This window comes from Sphingobium cupriresistens LL01 (assembly GCF_001046645.1).
Taxonomy (GTDB): Bacteria; Pseudomonadota; Alphaproteobacteria; order Sphingomonadales; family Sphingomonadaceae; genus Sphingobium; species Sphingobium cupriresistens.
In genome coordinates, this window is sequence record NZ_KQ130434.1 from 2,626,928 (window position 1) to 2,642,591 (window position 15,664).

18 protein-coding genes are annotated in these 15,664 nt (G+C 65.0%); 6 read left to right on the forward strand and 12 right to left on the reverse strand.

Features of this window, described 5'->3' with window-relative positions:
* Positions 1-123 precede the first annotated feature (123 nt).
* A complete protein-coding gene (locus V473_RS24090) occupies positions 124-288 on the reverse strand; it encodes a hypothetical protein (RefSeq protein WP_165363568.1) in 165 nt (54 codons plus the stop codon).
* 551 nt (positions 289-839) lie between these two features.
* Between V473_RS24090 and rplJ the strand changes: the two genes are divergently transcribed.
* Positions 840-1,355, forward strand: coding sequence for a 50S ribosomal protein L10 (rplJ, locus tag V473_RS12660; protein ID WP_066604577.1), 516 nt, complete (start codon positions 840-842; stop codon positions 1,353-1,355).
* Between the two features lie 72 nt (positions 1,356-1,427).
* Positions 1,428-1,802 (forward strand): 50S ribosomal protein L7/L12, encoded by a 375-nt coding sequence (gene rplL, locus V473_RS12665; RefSeq protein ID WP_066604579.1) that lies wholly within the window; start codon positions 1,428-1,430, stop codon positions 1,800-1,802.
* A gap of 126 nt (positions 1,803-1,928) precedes the next feature.
* On the opposite strand, the gene V473_RS12670 is transcribed toward rplL, so the two are convergent.
* On the reverse strand, positions 1,929-3,365 hold the full coding sequence (locus tag V473_RS12670) for a porin (RefSeq protein ID WP_066604580.1): 1,437 nt from the start codon (positions 3,363-3,365) through the stop codon (positions 1,929-1,931).
* Between the two features lie 144 nt (positions 3,366-3,509).
* Here V473_RS12670 and V473_RS12675 point away from each other — a divergent pair, with 144 nt between their 5' ends.
* Positions 3,510-5,006, forward strand: a complete 1,497-nt coding sequence (locus tag V473_RS12675) for an ABC transporter substrate-binding protein (protein WP_066605676.1) — start codon at positions 3,510-3,512, stop codon at positions 5,004-5,006.
* Between the two features lie 90 nt (positions 5,007-5,096).
* Entirely contained in the window at positions 5,097-5,519 is a 423-nt protein-coding gene (locus V473_RS12680) for a DUF4112 domain-containing protein (protein ID WP_066604589.1), read from the forward strand.
* Here V473_RS12680 and V473_RS12685 read toward each other — a convergent pair whose 3' ends face one another.
* From V473_RS12685 to V473_RS12710, 6 genes are read right to left on the reverse strand one after another with little or no spacing between them, the layout of a single operon-like run.
* Entirely contained in the window at positions 5,520-6,347 is an 828-nt protein-coding gene (locus V473_RS12685; protein ID WP_066604591.1) for a ribonuclease T2 family protein, read from the reverse strand.
* Positions 6,340-7,206, reverse strand: a complete 867-nt coding sequence (gene nadC, locus V473_RS12690) for a carboxylating nicotinate-nucleotide diphosphorylase (protein WP_066604593.1) — start codon at positions 7,204-7,206, stop codon at positions 6,340-6,342. The genes V473_RS12685 and nadC overlap by 8 nt, the downstream gene beginning before the upstream one ends.
* Positions 7,187-8,506: a DUF2254 domain-containing protein gene (locus V473_RS12695; RefSeq protein WP_066604596.1), complete on the reverse strand. Its 1,320-nt coding sequence runs from the start codon at positions 8,504-8,506 to the stop codon at positions 7,187-7,189. The genes nadC and V473_RS12695 overlap by 20 nt, the downstream gene beginning before the upstream one ends.
* Positions 8,507-8,519: 13 nt before the next feature.
* Complete coding sequence (gene nadA / locus V473_RS12700; RefSeq protein WP_066604598.1) at positions 8,520-9,524, reverse strand: quinolinate synthase NadA; 1,005 nt, start codon at positions 9,522-9,524, stop codon at positions 8,520-8,522.
* Between the two features lie 44 nt (positions 9,525-9,568).
* Positions 9,569-10,282 (reverse strand): DUF4230 domain-containing protein, encoded by a 714-nt coding sequence (locus V473_RS12705; protein ID WP_066604601.1) that lies wholly within the window; start codon positions 10,280-10,282, stop codon positions 9,569-9,571.
* Positions 10,267-11,145, reverse strand: a complete 879-nt coding sequence (locus V473_RS12710) for an MBL fold metallo-hydrolase (protein ID WP_066605679.1) — start codon at positions 11,143-11,145, stop codon at positions 10,267-10,269. The genes V473_RS12705 and V473_RS12710 overlap by 16 nt, the downstream gene beginning before the upstream one ends.
* Positions 11,146-11,290: 145 nt before the next feature.
* On the opposite strand from V473_RS12710, the gene V473_RS12715 reads away from it, so the two are divergent.
* Positions 11,291-11,677 carry a hypothetical protein gene (locus tag V473_RS12715; protein WP_066604604.1) on the forward strand — a complete coding sequence of 129 codons (387 nt, stop codon included), beginning with the start codon at positions 11,291-11,293 and terminating at the stop codon, positions 11,675-11,677.
* A gap of 5 nt (positions 11,678-11,682) precedes the next feature.
* On the forward strand, positions 11,683-12,573 hold the full coding sequence (locus tag V473_RS12720; RefSeq protein WP_066605681.1) for a tyrosine recombinase XerC: 891 nt from the start codon (positions 11,683-11,685) through the stop codon (positions 12,571-12,573).
* A gap of 1 nt (position 12,574) precedes the next feature.
* Here the strand turns inward: V473_RS12720 and V473_RS12725 are convergent, their stop codons facing one another.
* The 4 genes from V473_RS12725 to rsmI form a co-directional block, all read right to left on the reverse strand.
* Positions 12,575-13,174, reverse strand: coding sequence for a DedA family protein (locus tag V473_RS12725; protein ID WP_066604606.1), 600 nt, complete (start codon positions 13,172-13,174; stop codon positions 12,575-12,577).
* A 156-nt stretch (positions 13,175-13,330) separates the two neighbouring features.
* Complete coding sequence (gene gshB / locus V473_RS12730; RefSeq protein ID WP_066605682.1) at positions 13,331-14,305, reverse strand: glutathione synthase; 975 nt, start codon at positions 14,303-14,305, stop codon at positions 13,331-13,333.
* Positions 14,306-14,449: 144 nt separating this feature from the next.
* Positions 14,450-14,818 carry a YraN family protein gene (locus V473_RS12735; RefSeq protein ID WP_066604609.1) on the reverse strand — a complete coding sequence of 123 codons (369 nt, stop codon included), beginning with the start codon at positions 14,816-14,818 and terminating at the stop codon, positions 14,450-14,452.
* Positions 14,815-15,657 (reverse strand): 16S rRNA (cytidine(1402)-2'-O)-methyltransferase, encoded by an 843-nt coding sequence (gene rsmI, locus V473_RS12740; RefSeq protein WP_066604612.1) that lies wholly within the window; start codon positions 15,655-15,657, stop codon positions 14,815-14,817. The genes V473_RS12735 and rsmI overlap by 4 nt, the downstream gene beginning before the upstream one ends.
* Positions 15,658-15,664 lie beyond the last annotated feature (7 nt).

Genomic DNA, 15,664 nt, shown 5'->3' on the forward strand with positions numbered 1-15,664 from the left:
TGGAAGCGTCATGGTCACAACAGATGCCATGTGAAAGGCGTCCTGCCAAGCGGCTAGGGAGTTTCGGTAGCCAGTTGCCCGACAAACAGGTGTTGTCGTCATTCGGCAACATCCAACATACACTCAATTCAGTTGCAAAGCGGCGTCGTGATCCTGTTCCGGACCGATGATCCGGTGAATGAAGATGCGGTCCGGTTCGACGGAGTAGAGGATTCCATATCCCTTGTAAGACCGGCGCCTGATTCCATGCTGTTCGTAGCGCGGGACCAGCGGGAAGGCGCGGGGCATATCACCTAGCCGCTCCCCGCCCGGCCCGTCGCCGCACCCGGACCAAGGCGCATCATCGGCGCGCCACTATGACCCGATCGTGACCCAACACACGCGCAACAGGCGCGTCATCGATACCCACCTGTGCCCCAACAGCGGCTTTCCCGTTACCCCGCCGCCTTATTTTTCCACATTTTGCGTCGCCACACCCCGACAACGGTGTGAACTTCGCCGCCAGCGCCCCGCTGTGATCCGCGGCCAACGCCCCACACCCCCGCCCCACGCCACTTTCCGCGTGACATCCCGCCCCTTTTCCCATAAAGGCGCCCGCAGCGAACCCTTCGGGGTTCACCGTCCGAGACAGTTGGTGAAGGGATCTGCCCTTCTTAATCTCCAGCCTAGACGGGGAAAAGTTCTTTGCCGAACGGGTCATGCACCCGATTCGGGTCTGCCTGTTCCTTGATGGATGCGGGCCAGTCGATCTCTCCCCTCGGACTTAGTGCCCCATGCCTTCGGCGTGGGTTTAGTCGTTCGCTCGTGCAAGCGGCGCGGACATGAAGTGGAGTAATGGCATGGATCGTAATCAGAAAGCTGAGGTCGTTTCCGCGCTCAACGCAGAGCTGGCAGAAGTTGGCGTGGTCGTCGTGACCCGCAACCTCGGCATGACCGTCGCACAATCGACTGTCCTGCGCCAGAAGATGCGCGACGCGGGCGCCACCTACAAGGTTACGAAGAACCGCCTCGCCCGTATCGCCCTTGATGGCACGGCCTATGGCCCGCTCAGCGACCTGCTGACCGGTCCCGTTGGCCTCGCCACCTCGGCCGACCCGGTCGCAGCCGCCAAGGTTGCGGTCGATTTCGCGAAGACCAACGACAAGCTTGAGATCGTTGGCGGCGCGATGGGGCAAATGCTGCTCGATGCGGAGGGCGTCAAGTCCCTGGCATCGATGCCGTCGCTGGATGAACTGCGTGCAAAGCTGGTCGGCCTTATCGTCGCTCCGGCTACCAAGCTCGCAACCGTCACCCAGGCACCGGCAGCGCAGCTGGCGCGCGTCTTCAACGCCTATGCGGAGAAGGAAGCGGCGTAAGCCGACCTTCACCCGGAACATCTTTGAACCCAATCTGACGGGGCGCTTGGCCCCAATCAAGGAACTAGAAAAATGGCAGACATCAACGCTCTGGTCGAACAGCTTTCGGCCCTCACCGTTCTCGAAGCTTCCGAGCTGTCGAAGGCTCTGGAAGAAAAGTGGGGCGTTAGCGCCGCTGCCGCCGTCGCCGTCGCTGGCCCGGCCGCTGGCGCCGCTGCTCCGGCTGCTGAAGAGCAGACCGAATTCGACGTGATCCTGACCGGCGACGGTGGCAAGAAGATCAACGTCATCAAGGAAGTCCGCGCCATCACCGGCCTGGGCCTGACCGAAGCCAAGTCGCTGGTCGAATCGGCTCCCAAGGCCGTCAAGGAAGGCGTGAACAAGGAAGAAGCCGAGAAGGTCAAGAAGCAGCTTGAAGAAGCTGGCGCGACCGTCGAGCTGAAGTAATCGAAAACGCCCCGCAGTCACAAGCTGCGGGGCGGCCGATCCGGCTCCGGCCGGACGAAAAAGGGCGACACCTTGTTATGGGTGTCGCCCTTTTTATGTGCTGGGGTTGGGGCGATGCCTCGCCGGTCAGTAATTCCATTGCACCTGGGTACGAATCAGGTCGCCTTCGGCGCGGCCGGTGCGCCGTTCGTCGGCTTCGGCGCGCTTCATCCGGGCATAAGCGACCGTGAATTCCAGCGCCTTCCACGGCTGCCATTCCAGGCCCAGTTCGAACTCGTCGGTTTCCAGGCGCGGCGCGTTGGTGCTGGCCTTCCACCCGCCGCGATAATGTTGCCAACGGCCATAGGGCATCAGCGCGCCGACCGAGTCCGTCGGCAGGCGATACATCATCTGGACATAGCCGCCGCGCAGCTTCTTCGTTTCAATGGACAGGCTGTCGCGGTCATATTCCGGTCCCTTGCCCCAATTCCATTCGGCCTGGATGCCGAAAGGCTGCGGATAGAGCATGGCGTGGAGGCCGACGCGATTATCCTCATAGGCGATCGTGCTGACCGCCCCGCTGCGCAATTCGGGCTGCACCTTGTTCAGCATCGCCGACCCGCCGATTTCGAACACCTGCCCTTCAAACGCATCGCCCAGCCCGTCCAGCGCGAACGGCCAGGTCGCAAAGGCGACCTTCATCAGCCCGCGATTCTGCTCGGTCCGGTTGGTGCCCTGCCCGTTGAACACGCCGACGCCAAAGGCGCCATAATTGCCGAACAGCTTCTGACCGTCATGCCCCAGCCGGTCCCAGATCTTCTGCACCGACGGCGGCGTATAATAGCCCACCACGCCCAGATCGCGCTCGCTGGGCACTGCGCTGTTGATCGCATCGCTGCGGTCCAGCGTCAGCCGGTTGGACGATGACTGCATATTCTCCCAGCCATAGGGCACTTTGGACTGGCCAAAGCGCAGGCGCAGGCTCTTTTCTTTGTCGAGGAACACATCGGCATAGGCGTCGCGCAACTGGGCGAAACCCTCGCGCCGCTCCGTGCCCGCCTGATTGTTGACGGCGGTCGCGAAGTCGGACTGGAGGTAGAGCGAGACGCGATCGGAGACATCGCCTTGGAGCACCAGCCGCGCCCGACGGAGCGAAAAGCCGCCGCGATCCGAAATCGAACTGTCATGCACCGACCGCAGGCGCGATACGCCCGCCGCCGCCGTATCGTCACCGGACAGGAAGCCATTATAGCGCATCTGGGTATAGCCGCGCAGCGACAGCTTTTCATACCAGGCCTTGGCCTTTGGCGCGGCGGACGATGCCGGGATGGCCGGCGGCGGCGCGATCGACGCGGCAAGCGCGACCGGCGTGGCGGACGATGCCGGCGCGGACGCCGGCGCAACAGCGACAGGTTGCGCGCTCTGGCCCGCAGCCAGCGCCGCGGTCAGCGCCTCCACCTGGGCCCTGAGCGCGTCGATCTGGCGCTGCAAATCGGCGCTGCTTTGCGCCTGCGCCGCCACCGGCATATGTATCATCAGCAGCGCCAGCGCGGTGCCGCCAGCCAGTCGCAGTCGGAGCGTCATACCTATACCTTTCCTGTTCCGCGACGCCCGTATGAAACTTTAGTTACATCTTGGCGTCTATCTCATGTCTCTTTTGTGACAGTCGCTTTTTGATCCGATCGCCGGTTGGCGGCGCGGGTTCGCCGGGCTAAGTCCCTGAACATCATGTTCGCTGTTCCGCCCTTCCCTATCGCCTGCCGCCGCGCCGCCCTGATCGCGGTGGCGGGACTGGCCCTGCTGGTGGGCGGCTGTTCCGATGAGGGCCGCGATCCTGTCGTCGTCAGCGTAATGGGCGATCGCGACGATTTTGCGAAACCGCTGGCGCACCTGCCCGATCCGGGCGCCAAGCTCATTCTGGAGGCGACGGCGCAAGGGCTGGTCGCCTTCGATGCGGGTGGCGAGATATTGCCGGCGCTGGCCCAGCGCTGGATCGTCGAGGATGGCGGTCGCAGCTATATTTTTCGCCTGCGTCGCGCATTCTGGGCCAATGGCGCGCGGGTCACCGCCCCCGACGTCGCCAGGATGCTGATGGCGCGGATCGAATCGCTGCGCCGCCTTGATCCCGACGGCCCGCTGGACGCGGTGCAGGCGGTGGTGCCGATGACCGGCGAGGTGATCGAAATTCGCCTGGCCGCGCCACGCCCCTATGTGCTGCAAATGCTGGCCCAGCCGCAAATGGCGGTGCTGTCGCGTGATGGCGGCACCGGCCCTTACCGCCGCCGAACGCAGGGCAATGCCCAGTTCCTGACGCCGATCGACCGCAACAGCGGCGACGACGTGGCGGCGGATGAGCCGGTTCCGCCCTGGCAGACGCGCGTCCTGCGCGCCGAACGGGCGGCGCTGGCGATCATCCGGTTTCGCGAAGGCGACGCCGCGCTGGTGCTGGGCGGCCGCTTCACCGATCTGCCGTTGCTGGTGCCGGCGGGGATCGACCGCGACAATGTGCGGATCGATCCTGTGCGTGGTTTGCTGGGCCTGGCCGTGACCAGCCGCGGCAAGCTGCTGGACGACGCCGCGATCCGCGCCGCCATCAACATGAGTATCGATCGCAGCCAATTGCCCGCGCTGTTCCCCCTGGGCGGCTGGGCGACCAGCGAACGCATCCTGCCCGATCCGATGGATCTGGGACGGGCGCCCAGCGATCCGGCCTGGGCGGGGCTGTCGGTGGAACAGCGCCGCGCGCAAGCAGGGGCGAGCGTCACCCGCTGGCGCGCCGACAATGGCGACCCTCCGCCGCTCCGCATCGCCCTGCCGAACGGTCCGGGCGCCACGCTGCTGTTTGGCCTGCTGCAGCGCGATCTTGCCGCCATCGGGCTGCCTGCTCGGCGCGTCGCCACCACCGCGGATGCGGACCTGCGCTTGATCGACGAAGTGGCCGCCTATGACAGCGCCCTCTGGTATCTCGGCCGCATCGGCTGCGCCCGCAAGATCCATTGCAGCGACGTGGCCGACGCCCAGCTTCAGGCCGCCAGCCTCGCCAGCTCAGCCGAGGAGCGCGCCGCCCGCTTCGCGCAAGCCGAAGCCCAGATGGTCGCGCATGACGGCTATATCGCGCTCGGCGCGCCGGTGCGCTGGTCGCTGGTCGCCAAGCGGCTGACCGGATTCCAGCCCTCCGCCCGCGCGCGTCACCCATTGAACCATCTCTTCCGCACTACCAATTAGGCGTTTGACCGTGCGCGTAATGAACCCCCTGGGGGTCGGGCGCGTATGTCAATCAGGCGCCCATCCAATATCGGGCAAGGAGGCACGCAGATGGCGATTTCGCAGGACCAGTTCGACCGTATCGCGCGGGAGTTGCCGGGTTTCGGCCGCGACCCTGCCTCCATCCGCCGCCGGATCGAAGCGATGGAGGCGATGTTGGAGGGGCTGTTCGTCATTCCCGGCACCAATCGCCGCGTCGGCCTGGACAGCCTCGTCGGACTAATCCCCGTGGTCGGCGATCTCGCCACCGCCGCCATGGGCGCCTGGATCGTGTGGGAAGCCCGGAACCTGGGCATGTCGAAATGGCAGATCACCCGCATGGCCGCCAATGTCGGGGTCGATACGCTGGTGGGCGCCATTCCCTTCGCGGGCGACCTGTTCGATTTTCTCTATAAATCGAACACCAAAAATCTGCGGATCATCCGCAAGCATCTCGACCGCCACCATCCCGCGACCGTGACGATCGACGCCTGATCAACCGGCGCTGTTGCCCAGCGGCTGGACCTTAGGGTCCAAATCCAGGATCAGCCCCGGTTTGCGGGCCGGGCTGGTTCGCCGTCTGGGCGTGCTTACCGGTCGCCGGGGGTTCGCGATCACCGGCCCCGGTTCGATCCGCAGATAGCTGGTTGTGGACGCGCCGCCTTGATGGCTGGGGCAGCGGGTGAATTCCAACGCCCTGTCCATGCATAGCCAGATTTCGCTCAGCCAATTGCCACGCACCGTGGTTACGCGCAGCATGTCGGCGCGCAGCCCCTTGTTAGCGCGCGCAAAAGCCTCCGCAAACTGGCCGACGGTCAGCGTCGGTCGCCGTGCCAGCGCCGCCATATCAGGATAGCGCAGCGACTGATAGAAAGCGCGCGACAGGTTGAAATACAGCTCCGGCTTCGTCGTCATGCAGGTGCCATGCTTGGCCCATTCATGCTGGAGCAGCTGGACCGATGGCGTCGTACAGAGATTGGCGCGCAGCACCTGCCGTGGCAACAAGTCGGCCGGACGGCAATATTGCGGCCATTCCCTGCCCATTCCGTCGGGCCACAGGCCGTGCAGGGTGAAGCCGAACCGTCCGTTGCGCCCCCCGCACTGGAGTCGGCTGGCGGCTCCTCGCGCGGTCGAGCAATATTGCGGCGACCAGCTAAGCGCCAGCGTATAGCTGCCGATCGGCAGAACGCGCTTAGGCTCCTTGGCGCTGGGCGCCTCGATTTGCGGCCGGGGCAACGAGCCGGCCATGCTGCACTGGGCCGACTGCGCCAGGGCAACGCCGGGAATGGCCAAAGCGGCGATGGCGATCGCAGCCCTAAGCATAAGCGAAATCCAGTCCGATGTCCGCGGCCGGGGCCGACTGGGTCAACCGCCCGACGCTGATATAGGTGACGCCGGTCTGCGCCTTCGCGCGGATCGTCTCAAGCGTGACTCCGCCCGACGCCTCGGTCGGCACGCGCCCGGCCACCAAGGCCACCGCCCCGCGCAGCGTCGCCGCGTCCATATTGTCGAGCAGCAAATGGGTCGCGCCTGCGCTTAGCGCCGGTTCGATCTGGTCCACCCGATCGACCTCCACGATGATGCTGGCGACCCCGGCGGCCACGGCGCGGCGCACCGCTTCCTCGACCGATCCGGCGACCGCGACATGATTGTCCTTGATCATCGCCGCATCCCACAACCCCATGCGATGATTGGTCGCCCCGCCCATGCGGGTCGCATATTTCTCCAGCACGCGCAGGCCGGGGATCGTCTTGCGCGTGTCGAGCAGGGTCGCGCCGGTCCCGTCGATCGCATCGACATAGGCGCGGCTCATCGTCGCGATGCCGGTCAAATGCTGGACTGTGTTGAGCGCGGACCGCTCCGCCGTGAGCATCGCGCACGCCCGCCCGCGGATACGCATGATGTCGGTCCCGGCCGCCACCCGATCGCCATCCTGATGCAGCAGTTCGATCGCCACATCGGGGTCGAGCGCACGGAAGAAAGCGACCGCGATCGGCAGTCCCGCCAGCGTCACGTCATCGCGACTGTCCATCACCCCTTCGAACACCGCATCGGCCGGAATCACCGCCTCGCTGGTAACGTCCCGGCCATCGGGGCCAAGATCTTCGGCAAGGGTAGACGCGACGAAGGCGGCAAGGTCGAAGCCTGGGAGCGAAAAGATATCAGGATAAAAGCCGTTCATACCCGCCGTCTTTCATGGCTTCAACGAAATCGCAATAGCGCGCGTCCAACTCGTCCAGTGACGGCCCGGCCAGTTCCAGCCGTGCCTGCGCCATAAGCAGCGCCCCTTCTTCGCGCAGCCTCACGCGCCTGCCATGCAGGCGCAACGGCGATGCTGCGCCCAGCAGACAGTCCAGAAACTGCGCCGCGGCGATCGGACTGGTCGCCGCTGCCGCGCGAACGCCACCGAAGCCGCGGCGCACGAAATGATCGAAATCGTCATTCATCGGCACGACTCGATTCCAGTCATAATCGCCCTGGTCCGGTCCGCCGCGCAGGTCGCGCGCGCCGATCTGCGCCGTCGCCGCGCCCAACCAGTGCAGGGCGGTAACGGCGGTGAAGGGATCGTTGATGCCCGGCGACAGCGCCCGCAGCGCGATCTCCACCAGTTCGTCGATCAGAAATTCGATATCCTGCGCGGGCGATCGCATCGCGCCCAGCGAAAAGCAGCCGCGCAGCCTGTCCCGCATCACATCGTCCACCTCGACGCCCACAACGGCCAGCAGTTCCACATCGGGATGAACGAAATCGCCAGGCCGCAGCCGCATTTCGATCCGGCATCCCGTTTCACGCGCGATCCGGTCCAACCCGGCGAAATCGACGATCTGGATATAACCCGTCCCGATTGCCGCGACTGAAGCGCCCAAAGGTGGTTGGTCGCGCTGCTCTTCGACGCAACCTTGCGGGAAGCGGTCACGTATCGCACGTAGTAGCCGCTCCCCTATCCCTTCCAGCACCGCGTTGATGCGGATGGATGCGGGCACATGATTGAGGAAATAGACCAGTACCGCGATCGAGGCCGCCATCAGCCCGGTCGCGACCATCAGGGATAATTGCGGCACGAAACCGGGATCGCCGGCCGTCTCATAGGCGTCGCGAACCACGCGCAGAACCATGACGGCATAAACGAAAGTAGCGATGAAGGTCGCCAGCGACAGCTGGTTGCCGCGATCTTCCATGAAATTGGCAAGCAGGCGCGGGCCATAGCTGCCCGACGCATAGACAACGGCGGCGATGGTGATGGAAAAGACCGTCGATGCGACGCCAATCATCGACCCCGAAATGACGTTCAGGACGTTGCGTGCGCCCTCAGGCCGCGCCTGGTCCACCCATTCATGGCTCGTCAGCCACGCGGTGGCGCCGTGGCGGTCCAACCAGACGGTCAGCATCGCCAGCACCGCCGCGGTCAAGGTGAAGAGCGCGGGGTAGAGCCAATAGCTGGCCCTCGTCCCCTGCCAGAGCGCACGTAATCGGGCGACCATCACCAATCAACTTTCAGGGCCGCGCGCCCGCATCCCTGGCGCCCACGTCTCCCTGGCCCACGGTCCCGCTCGCCATTTCCAGCATCCGGTCCAGGCTCTTCTTCGCCTGCAACCGCAGCGTTTCGTCCATTTCGATCCGCGGCTGCAAATCGCGCAGCGACAAATACAGCTTCTCCATCGTGTTGAGCGCCATATAGGGGCAGATATTGCAGTTGCAGTTGCCGTCCGCGCCGGGCGCGCCGATGAAATTCTTGTGCGGCACCGCCTTTTCCATCTGATGGATGATATGCGGTTCGGTCGCCACGATCAGCGTGTTGCCCGGCATCGTCTTGGCGAAATCCAATATGCCGCTGGTCGATCCGACATAATCGGCATGATCGACGATATAGGGCGGACATTCGGGGTGCGCGGCGATCGGCGCGTCGGGGTGCTGAACCTTGAGTTTGAGCAGTTCGGTCTCGCTGAACGCCTCATGCACGATGCACACGCCCGGCCACAGCAGCATGTCGCGGCCCAGTTTGCGCTTGAGGTAGCCGCCCAGATGCTTGTCGGGACCGAAGATGATCTTTTGGCTCTGGGGTATCTGCGCCAATATCTTTTCCGCCGAAGAGCTAGTGACGATAATGTCGGACAGCGCCTTCACCTCGGCCGAACAATTGATGTAGCTGAGCGCGATATGATCGGGATGCGCCTCGCGAAACGCCTTGAACTGGGCGGGCGGGCAGCTGTCCTCCAATGAACAGCCCGCGTCCATGTCCGGCAGCACGACGATCTTCTGGGGCGACAGGATTTTCGCCGTCTCCGCCATGAAGCGCACGCCGCAGAAAGCGATCACGTCCGCATCCGTCTCCGCCGCCTTGCGCGACAGTTCCAGCGAATCGCCGACAAAGTCCGACAGATCCTGAATTTCGGGCGACTGGTAATAATGGCCGAGGATGACGGCGTTGCGCTCCTTGCGCAATCGGTCGATTTCGGCGCGCAGGTCGGTGCCTTGCGGGATTCCCGTGATCGCGTTCATACCCTGATACTCCTCGGTCCCATGGCTGGCCCTTTGTCCGCGCCCTAGCGCTGTGGCCGCCTGTTGGCCAGTACCTCGTTGATCGGCGTTGTGACGTCCCACTGTTCCTTGCTGCGTCTTTCCGACGGGAAAGTGACGATCACCCGCGCGTCGCCAAAGCCCATCGCAGCCAGCGGCGCGCCCATGATCTTGCCCACCGCCGCGCGCCCATATTCGCGCGCCTGCGCCATGCGTTCGGGCGAGCGCGCCGATGCCGCGGCGCGGGCCTGCGCATGGGCGGACACTTTCCGGCTGAGGGCCTCGCCCGCCGCCCGCGTCACGAACAGGCCGCTGGTCCGCACCAGCGTCCGGCGCGCCTCGTCGACATTGGGCTTGTCCGGCGTCACATCGGGCGCATTGACGATCAGCGTGCGGCTCTTCTCGTTCCACTCCAGATCGCGCGCGCTCAGTCCCGACAGATCGATGAAATAATCGACCGAATAGGGCATCTTCACCACCTGGTCGGATTTCAGCCAGCCAAAGCCCCGCACGTCCTGCGCCGTGCTCTGGACCGTGCCGTTCAGCCGCGACACGCGCAGGTCGCTGGCGCCTGCGATCTTCTCCGCGATGATCTTCGTCACCGCGGACCCGTCATCCTCGACCGCGACCACATAGTCGCGATCATAACGCTGCCACCCGACCAGCATCGCCGCGCCCACGCCCAAAATCAGCAACGCGGCAAGGACGGGACCGACATAGCGCCTCAGCGCGTCTGCCATCGCCCATCCTCCAGCGGCGCGGCCAGACCGCGGCCGTCCAGGTCGATCAGATGCGCCAGCACCGATCGCCCCGCCGCGCCATAGAGGCGCGGATCGACGCCCTTGTACATTTCGGCCACCATGTCGGGGATGGCGCTGTCGCCGTTGCGCTCCAGAAAGCGCAAAATCTGCCCCTCGCGCTGCTTGCGATGGCCCATCATGCCGCGCACCAGCCGCTGCGGCGTCTCGATCGGTTCCCCATGCGCGGGATAATAGATGACATCGTCCCGCTCCAGCAGTCGCTGCATCGAGCGCATATAGGCGCTCATGTCGCCATCGGGCGGCGAGATCACACTGGTCGACCAGCCCATCACATGGTCGCCAGTAAAAAGGGCCTTCTCTTCCAGCAAGGCGAAGCAGAGATGGTTGGACGTATGCCCCGGCGTCGCCACCGCCTCCAGCGTCCAGCCCGGCCCGCTCACCTGCTCGCCATCGACCAGTACTCGGTCAGGCCGGTAATCGGCGTCGAAGGCCGCGTCCGCCCGCGGCCCGTCATCCTCCAGCGTCAGCGGCGCACAGCCGATGACCGGCGCGCCGGTCAGGTCGCTCAGCGGCCTGGCGGCCGGGCTATGGTCGCGATGGGTATGGGTGCATAATATCGCCACCACGGAGCGTCCGGCAATGGCGGCGGTCAGCGCGGCGAGATGATCGGGGTCCGCGGGACCAGGGTCGATCACCGCGACCGCCTCGATTCCCACGACATAGGTCTGCGTGCCGGTATAGGTGAAGGGCGACGGATTGGGCGCCAGCACCCGCGCCACCAGCGGAGACAGCGGCATCAGGACGCCGGTCGGCAGGTCGGCCGGATCGAAAGGTGTTGCCATGCATCCCATGTGCCCATTTATGCGCGGATTTCAAGGGCGTCGAAAAGGCCTTGCCCGGCCCATAGATAGGAAGACGACAAATGAAAGATTGTCGCATCAACGGCTAATCGCCTAGACAAGGCGGATGCGACCTCCCGTCATAGCAATGGCAGCCATCGGCTTTAGGGCGTTGGGCGGTTGCGACACCTATACTGTGCCGGTCGATGCCACCTACAAACGCCCCGCGTTCGACGGGACGTCGGTGGATTATGTCGATTATCGGCTGAACCTGACCGTTCCTGCCCGGTACGCCCCTATCATGGCACGGAATTTGGCCAGCACCACAGCAACCATCGCCGAGTGCGCGTCTGGTGTGGCATTCGCAAAGGTGCCGAATTTGACGCAAAATAGGGAGATGGGCTTCCAAAGCCAGTTTCGCCTCAAATATACCGTGCCGATGAACCATATGTGCGTGACCGTCGCAGGCGGACGCCTGTTCGAACGGTTCGAAACCTTGCCAACGCCACTTAAACCGCTGGTCCTGTTACAGTGACCAACATGACCCCCGCCCTTTCCGAACGCTGGCGCCAGCATCTCGCGCTCGACCGACGGCGCTCTGTCCACACCGTCCGCGCCTATGTCGCCACCGCCGAGCGGCTGATCGCCTTCCTCGAACAGCATCGCGGCGAAGGCGTCAGCCCCGCCACGCTCGCGCACATCGATCAGGCCGAGCTGCGCGCCTTCCTCGCCAGCCGGCGGACGGACGGCATCGGCAATCTCTCTGCCGCCCGCGAACTCTCCGCCGTGCGCGGTTTCCTCAGGTTCGTCGGCGGCGACGACGCCCGCGTGCCGCTGCTCAAGGGGCCGAGGGTCAAGCGCGGCCTCCCCCGCCCCATCTCTCCCGACGAAGCCGTCGCGCTGGCGCAGGACATCGCCGAGACGGCCCGCGAAGGCTGGATCGGCGCGCGCGACTGGGCGGTGCTGCTGCTGCTCTATGGCGCAGGCCTGCGCATCGGCGAGGCGATGGGCCTGCATGGCGACATATTGCCGCTGGGCGACACGCTGCGCGTCACCGGCAAGCGGGGCAAGACCCGCATCGTGCCCCTGCTGCCGCAGGTGCGCGCCGCGATCGACGCCTATGTCGACGCCTGCCCCTATCCGCCCGCCCGCGACCAGCCGCTGTTCCGCGGCGCGCGCGGCGGGCCGCTTTCCCCCGCGCTCATCCGCCGCGCGGTGCAGGGCGCGCGCGGGCGGCTCGGCCTGTCGGACCGCACGACGCCCCACGCGCTGCGCCACAGTTTCGCCACCCACCTGCTCGGCCGCGGCGCGGACCTGCGCTCCTTGCAGGAGCTATTGGGCCATGCCAGCCTGTCCTCGACCCAGGTCTACACCCAGGTCGATGCCGCCCACCTGCTCGACATCTATCGCAACGCCCATCCCAGGGCGTGAATCAGCCCTTGGGTCGCCAGGTCGCGAGCCGCCAGAGATAGAGGATCACCGCGCCCACCACGCAGGCGGTCGCCACCGGGCCGACATAATGGTCTATGTCCCGGAAATTCTGCCCCAGCACATAGCCGGCATAAGCCAGAATGACATTCCAGATCAGCGCCCCGCCCATCGTCCACAGCAGAAAACGGACATGCCCCATGCGGAACAGCCCAGCGGGCAGCGAGACCATGGTGCGGAAGGCGGGCATGAAGCGAAAGACGAAGACGACGATCTGGCCATATTTGCCGAATAGCCGGTCCAGCGCCTCGACATCGCGCCATTCCAGCGTCGCCCAGCGGCCGAAGCGATCGACCAAGGGTTTCAGACGCTCGAAGCCCAGCACATGGCCGACCAGATACCAGAAATAATTGCCGATCGTGGTGCCGATCGTGCCGGCCAGCAGCAGCCAGCTCATGTCCATCCGTCCCTGCCCGACGCGGATGCCACCAATCCCCATGATGAGTTCGGACGGGATCGGCGGAAAGACATTCTCCAATATCATCAGCAGGAAAATGCCCCAATAGCCGCCCGCATCGATCAGGCGCAGAACCCAGTCAGTCATGAAATATCGCTCACTTGGTTCTCAAAGGGCACGAAGATGGACTAACGCGCCACCCTCACTTCCGTTCGCCCTAGGCCTGTCGAAGGGCCTAACTTTCCTTTGGCAATGGACTTCGACGTTGCTTAGCCGGAATGGATTTGAGGAACAGCGACATATCTACGCCGCCGCCCGCGCCGCCAGCCGGGCGTCGATCGCGTCCCAGATCAGGCCGCCGGTGTCGGTCCCGTCGAACGCATCGATCGACACGATGCCCGTCGGCGAAGTCACGTTGATCTCGGTCAGCCATTCGCCCCCAATCACGTCGATCCCCACGAACAGCAGCCCGCGGGCCTTCAACTCCGGCGCCATCGCGGCGCAGATTTCGCGCTCCTTGTCGGTCAGCAGCGTCTTGGCCGCCGATCCGCCCACCGCCAGGTTCGACCGGATTTCGCCCGCGCCCGGAATACGATTGACCGCGCCCGCCACCTCGCCATCGATCAGCACGATGCGCTTGTCGCCCTGCGCGACGCCGGGGATGAAGGCCTGGACCATGAACGGCTCGACCCACGACGCCTTGAACAACTCCACCAGTGACGACAGGTTGGCCCCATTCTTGCCGAGATGGAAAACCGCCACGCCGCCATTGCCGTACAGCGGCTTGACCACGATTTCGCCATGCTCCGCCAGGAAGCTCTTCACCTCGCCCAGGTCGCGGGTGATCATCGTGGGCGGCATGAAGCGCGCATAATCGAGCACGAACAGCTTTTCGGGCGCATTGCGGACGCTGGCGGGATCATTCACCACCAGCGTCTCTTCCTGCACCCGTTCCAGCAAATGGGTGGCGGTGATGTAGCTCAGGTCAAAGGGCGGGTCTTGCCGCATCCACACGACATCGACGTCGCGGCCCAGGTCCAGCACCTCTTCCGGGCCAAAGGCGAAATGGTCGCCCTCCACTTTCTGCACATTGACCGGCCGCGCCTTCGCCAGCACGCGGCCGTCGCGAAAGGTCAGGTCGGGCGCCAGATAATGATAGAGCCGGTGCCCCCGCGCCTGCGCCGCCAGCATGATGTGGAAGGTCGAATCGCCGGCGATCTTGATGTCCTCCATCGGGTCCATCTGCATGGCGACGGTCAGGGGGTTGAGTTCGGTCATGCGCGTCATTCCCTTAAACCGTTCGGTTCGAGCAGCTTCGAGCTTGTCGAGAAGCGCCCGTCGAGAACCCTTTCTCGACTGCGGTTCTCGGCTTCGCTCGAACCTCCGCTCGACACGAACGGGATTGATGGATGGGGCGGGCCTTCACCCCCCATGCCAGACATTGGCCAGATGGCGCGGCGCACGCCCCGGCGCAAGGAGGATGACGTCGATTCGCATGTCGTCCCCCGGTTTCGCCAGTTCGTGCCACAATATTTCCGCCGCCTTCGCGACCCGCGCCAGCCGCCGCTCGTCGATCGCTAGGTCCAGTTCCGCCGCGCTCGCCCGCGCTTTCACCTCGACAAAGGCCAGCATCGCCCCCCGCCGCGCGACCAGATCGACCTCGCCAGCGGGCGTACGCATCCGGCGGCCGACAATCTGCCAGCCCTTCAGCCGCAGCCACCAGGCGGCGATGCGTTCGGCCTGCCGCCCGCGCTTCTCCGCCGCGAGTTTTGCAGCAGGCGGGCTCTTCACCCCTTCAATTCCGTCGCCCGATCATAGAGCGTCCGCCGGTCCAGCCCCAATTTCTTCGCGACCTCGCCCGCCGCCTTCGACACCGACAGCCGGGTCAGCGCCTCCCGCAACGCCGCGTCGGCGTCCTCCGCGCTGGCGGGCGGCGCTTCGCCCGGCGGGCCGACGGTGACGACGATCTCGCCCTTGGGCGGCGCATCGGCATAGCGGGCGGACAGTTCGGACAGCGTACCGCAGGCGGTTTCCTCGAACGTCTTGCTGATCTCGCGACTCACCGCCGCATCGCGATTCCCCAGATGCGCCGCCATGGCCGACAGGCTTTCCGACAATCGCGGCCCGCTTTCGTAGAAAACCAAAGTCGCGCGCAATGCCGCCACCTCGTCCAGCGTATCGCCCCGCGCCTTCGCCTTGCTCGGCAAAAATCCCATGAACAGGAAGCGATCGGTCGGCAGCCCCGACAGCGTCAGCGCTGCGATCGCCGCGCTTGGCCCCGGCAGCGTCGTGATCCTGCGCCCCGCCGCCCGCGCGTCGCGCACCAGCTTGTAGCCCGGATCGGAAATCAGCGGCGTGCCCGCATCCGACAGCAGAGCGATCGATTCGCCCGCCATCCGATCCACCAGCCGCTGGCGCACATTTTCCGCGCTATGATCGTGATAGGGCACCATCGGCCGATCCGAACCGGCATGGCGCAACAGTCGCGCGCTCACCCGTGTATCTTCCACGGCGACCACATCGGCCAGCCGCAGGACTTCAGCCCCGCGCGGCGTAAGGTCACCAAGGTTGCCGATCGGCCCAGCCACGATATAAAGCCCAGGCTCTAGCCCAGAAGTTCGAGTTTCCATAAGGACG

Bases quoted from the DNA above. Each gene is read 5' to 3' on its own strand.
- V473_RS24090 (WP_165363568.1), bottom strand. From the start codon at position 288: ATGCCCCGCGCCTTCCCGCTGGTCCCGCGCTACGAACAGCATGGAATC.
- rplJ (WP_066604577.1), top strand. From the start codon at position 840: ATGGATCGTAATCAGAAAGCTGAGGTCGTTTCCGCGCTCAACGCAGAG.
- rplL (WP_066604579.1), top strand. From the start codon at position 1,428: ATGGCAGACATCAACGCTCTGGTCGAACAGCTTTCGGCCCTCACCGTT.
- V473_RS12670 (WP_066604580.1), bottom strand. From the start codon at position 3,365: ATGACGCTCCGACTGCGACTGGCTGGCGGCACCGCGCTGGCGCTGCTG.
- V473_RS12675 (WP_066605676.1), top strand. From the start codon at position 3,510: ATGTTCGCTGTTCCGCCCTTCCCTATCGCCTGCCGCCGCGCCGCCCTG.
- V473_RS12680 (WP_066604589.1), top strand. From the start codon at position 5,097: ATGGCGATTTCGCAGGACCAGTTCGACCGTATCGCGCGGGAGTTGCCG.
- V473_RS12685 (WP_066604591.1), bottom strand. From the start codon at position 6,347: ATGCTTAGGGCTGCGATCGCCATCGCCGCTTTGGCCATTCCCGGCGTT.
- nadC (WP_066604593.1), bottom strand. From the start codon at position 7,206: ATGAACGGCTTTTATCCTGATATCTTTTCGCTCCCAGGCTTCGACCTT.
- V473_RS12695 (WP_066604596.1), bottom strand. From the start codon at position 8,506: ATGGTCGCCCGATTACGTGCGCTCTGGCAGGGGACGAGGGCCAGCTAT.
- nadA (WP_066604598.1), bottom strand. From the start codon at position 9,524: ATGAACGCGATCACGGGAATCCCGCAAGGCACCGACCTGCGCGCCGAA.
- V473_RS12705 (WP_066604601.1), bottom strand. From the start codon at position 10,282: ATGGCAGACGCGCTGAGGCGCTATGTCGGTCCCGTCCTTGCCGCGTTG.
- V473_RS12710 (WP_066605679.1), bottom strand. From the start codon at position 11,145: ATGGCAACACCTTTCGATCCGGCCGACCTGCCGACCGGCGTCCTGATG.
- V473_RS12715 (WP_066604604.1), top strand. From the start codon at position 11,291: ATGGCAGCCATCGGCTTTAGGGCGTTGGGCGGTTGCGACACCTATACT.
- V473_RS12720 (WP_066605681.1), top strand. From the start codon at position 11,683: ATGACCCCCGCCCTTTCCGAACGCTGGCGCCAGCATCTCGCGCTCGAC.
- V473_RS12725 (WP_066604606.1), bottom strand. From the start codon at position 13,174: ATGACTGACTGGGTTCTGCGCCTGATCGATGCGGGCGGCTATTGGGGC.
- gshB (WP_066605682.1), bottom strand. From the start codon at position 14,305: ATGACCGAACTCAACCCCCTGACCGTCGCCATGCAGATGGACCCGATG.
- rsmI (WP_066604612.1), bottom strand. From the start codon at position 15,657: ATGGAAACTCGAACTTCTGGGCTAGAGCCTGGGCTTTATATCGTGGCT.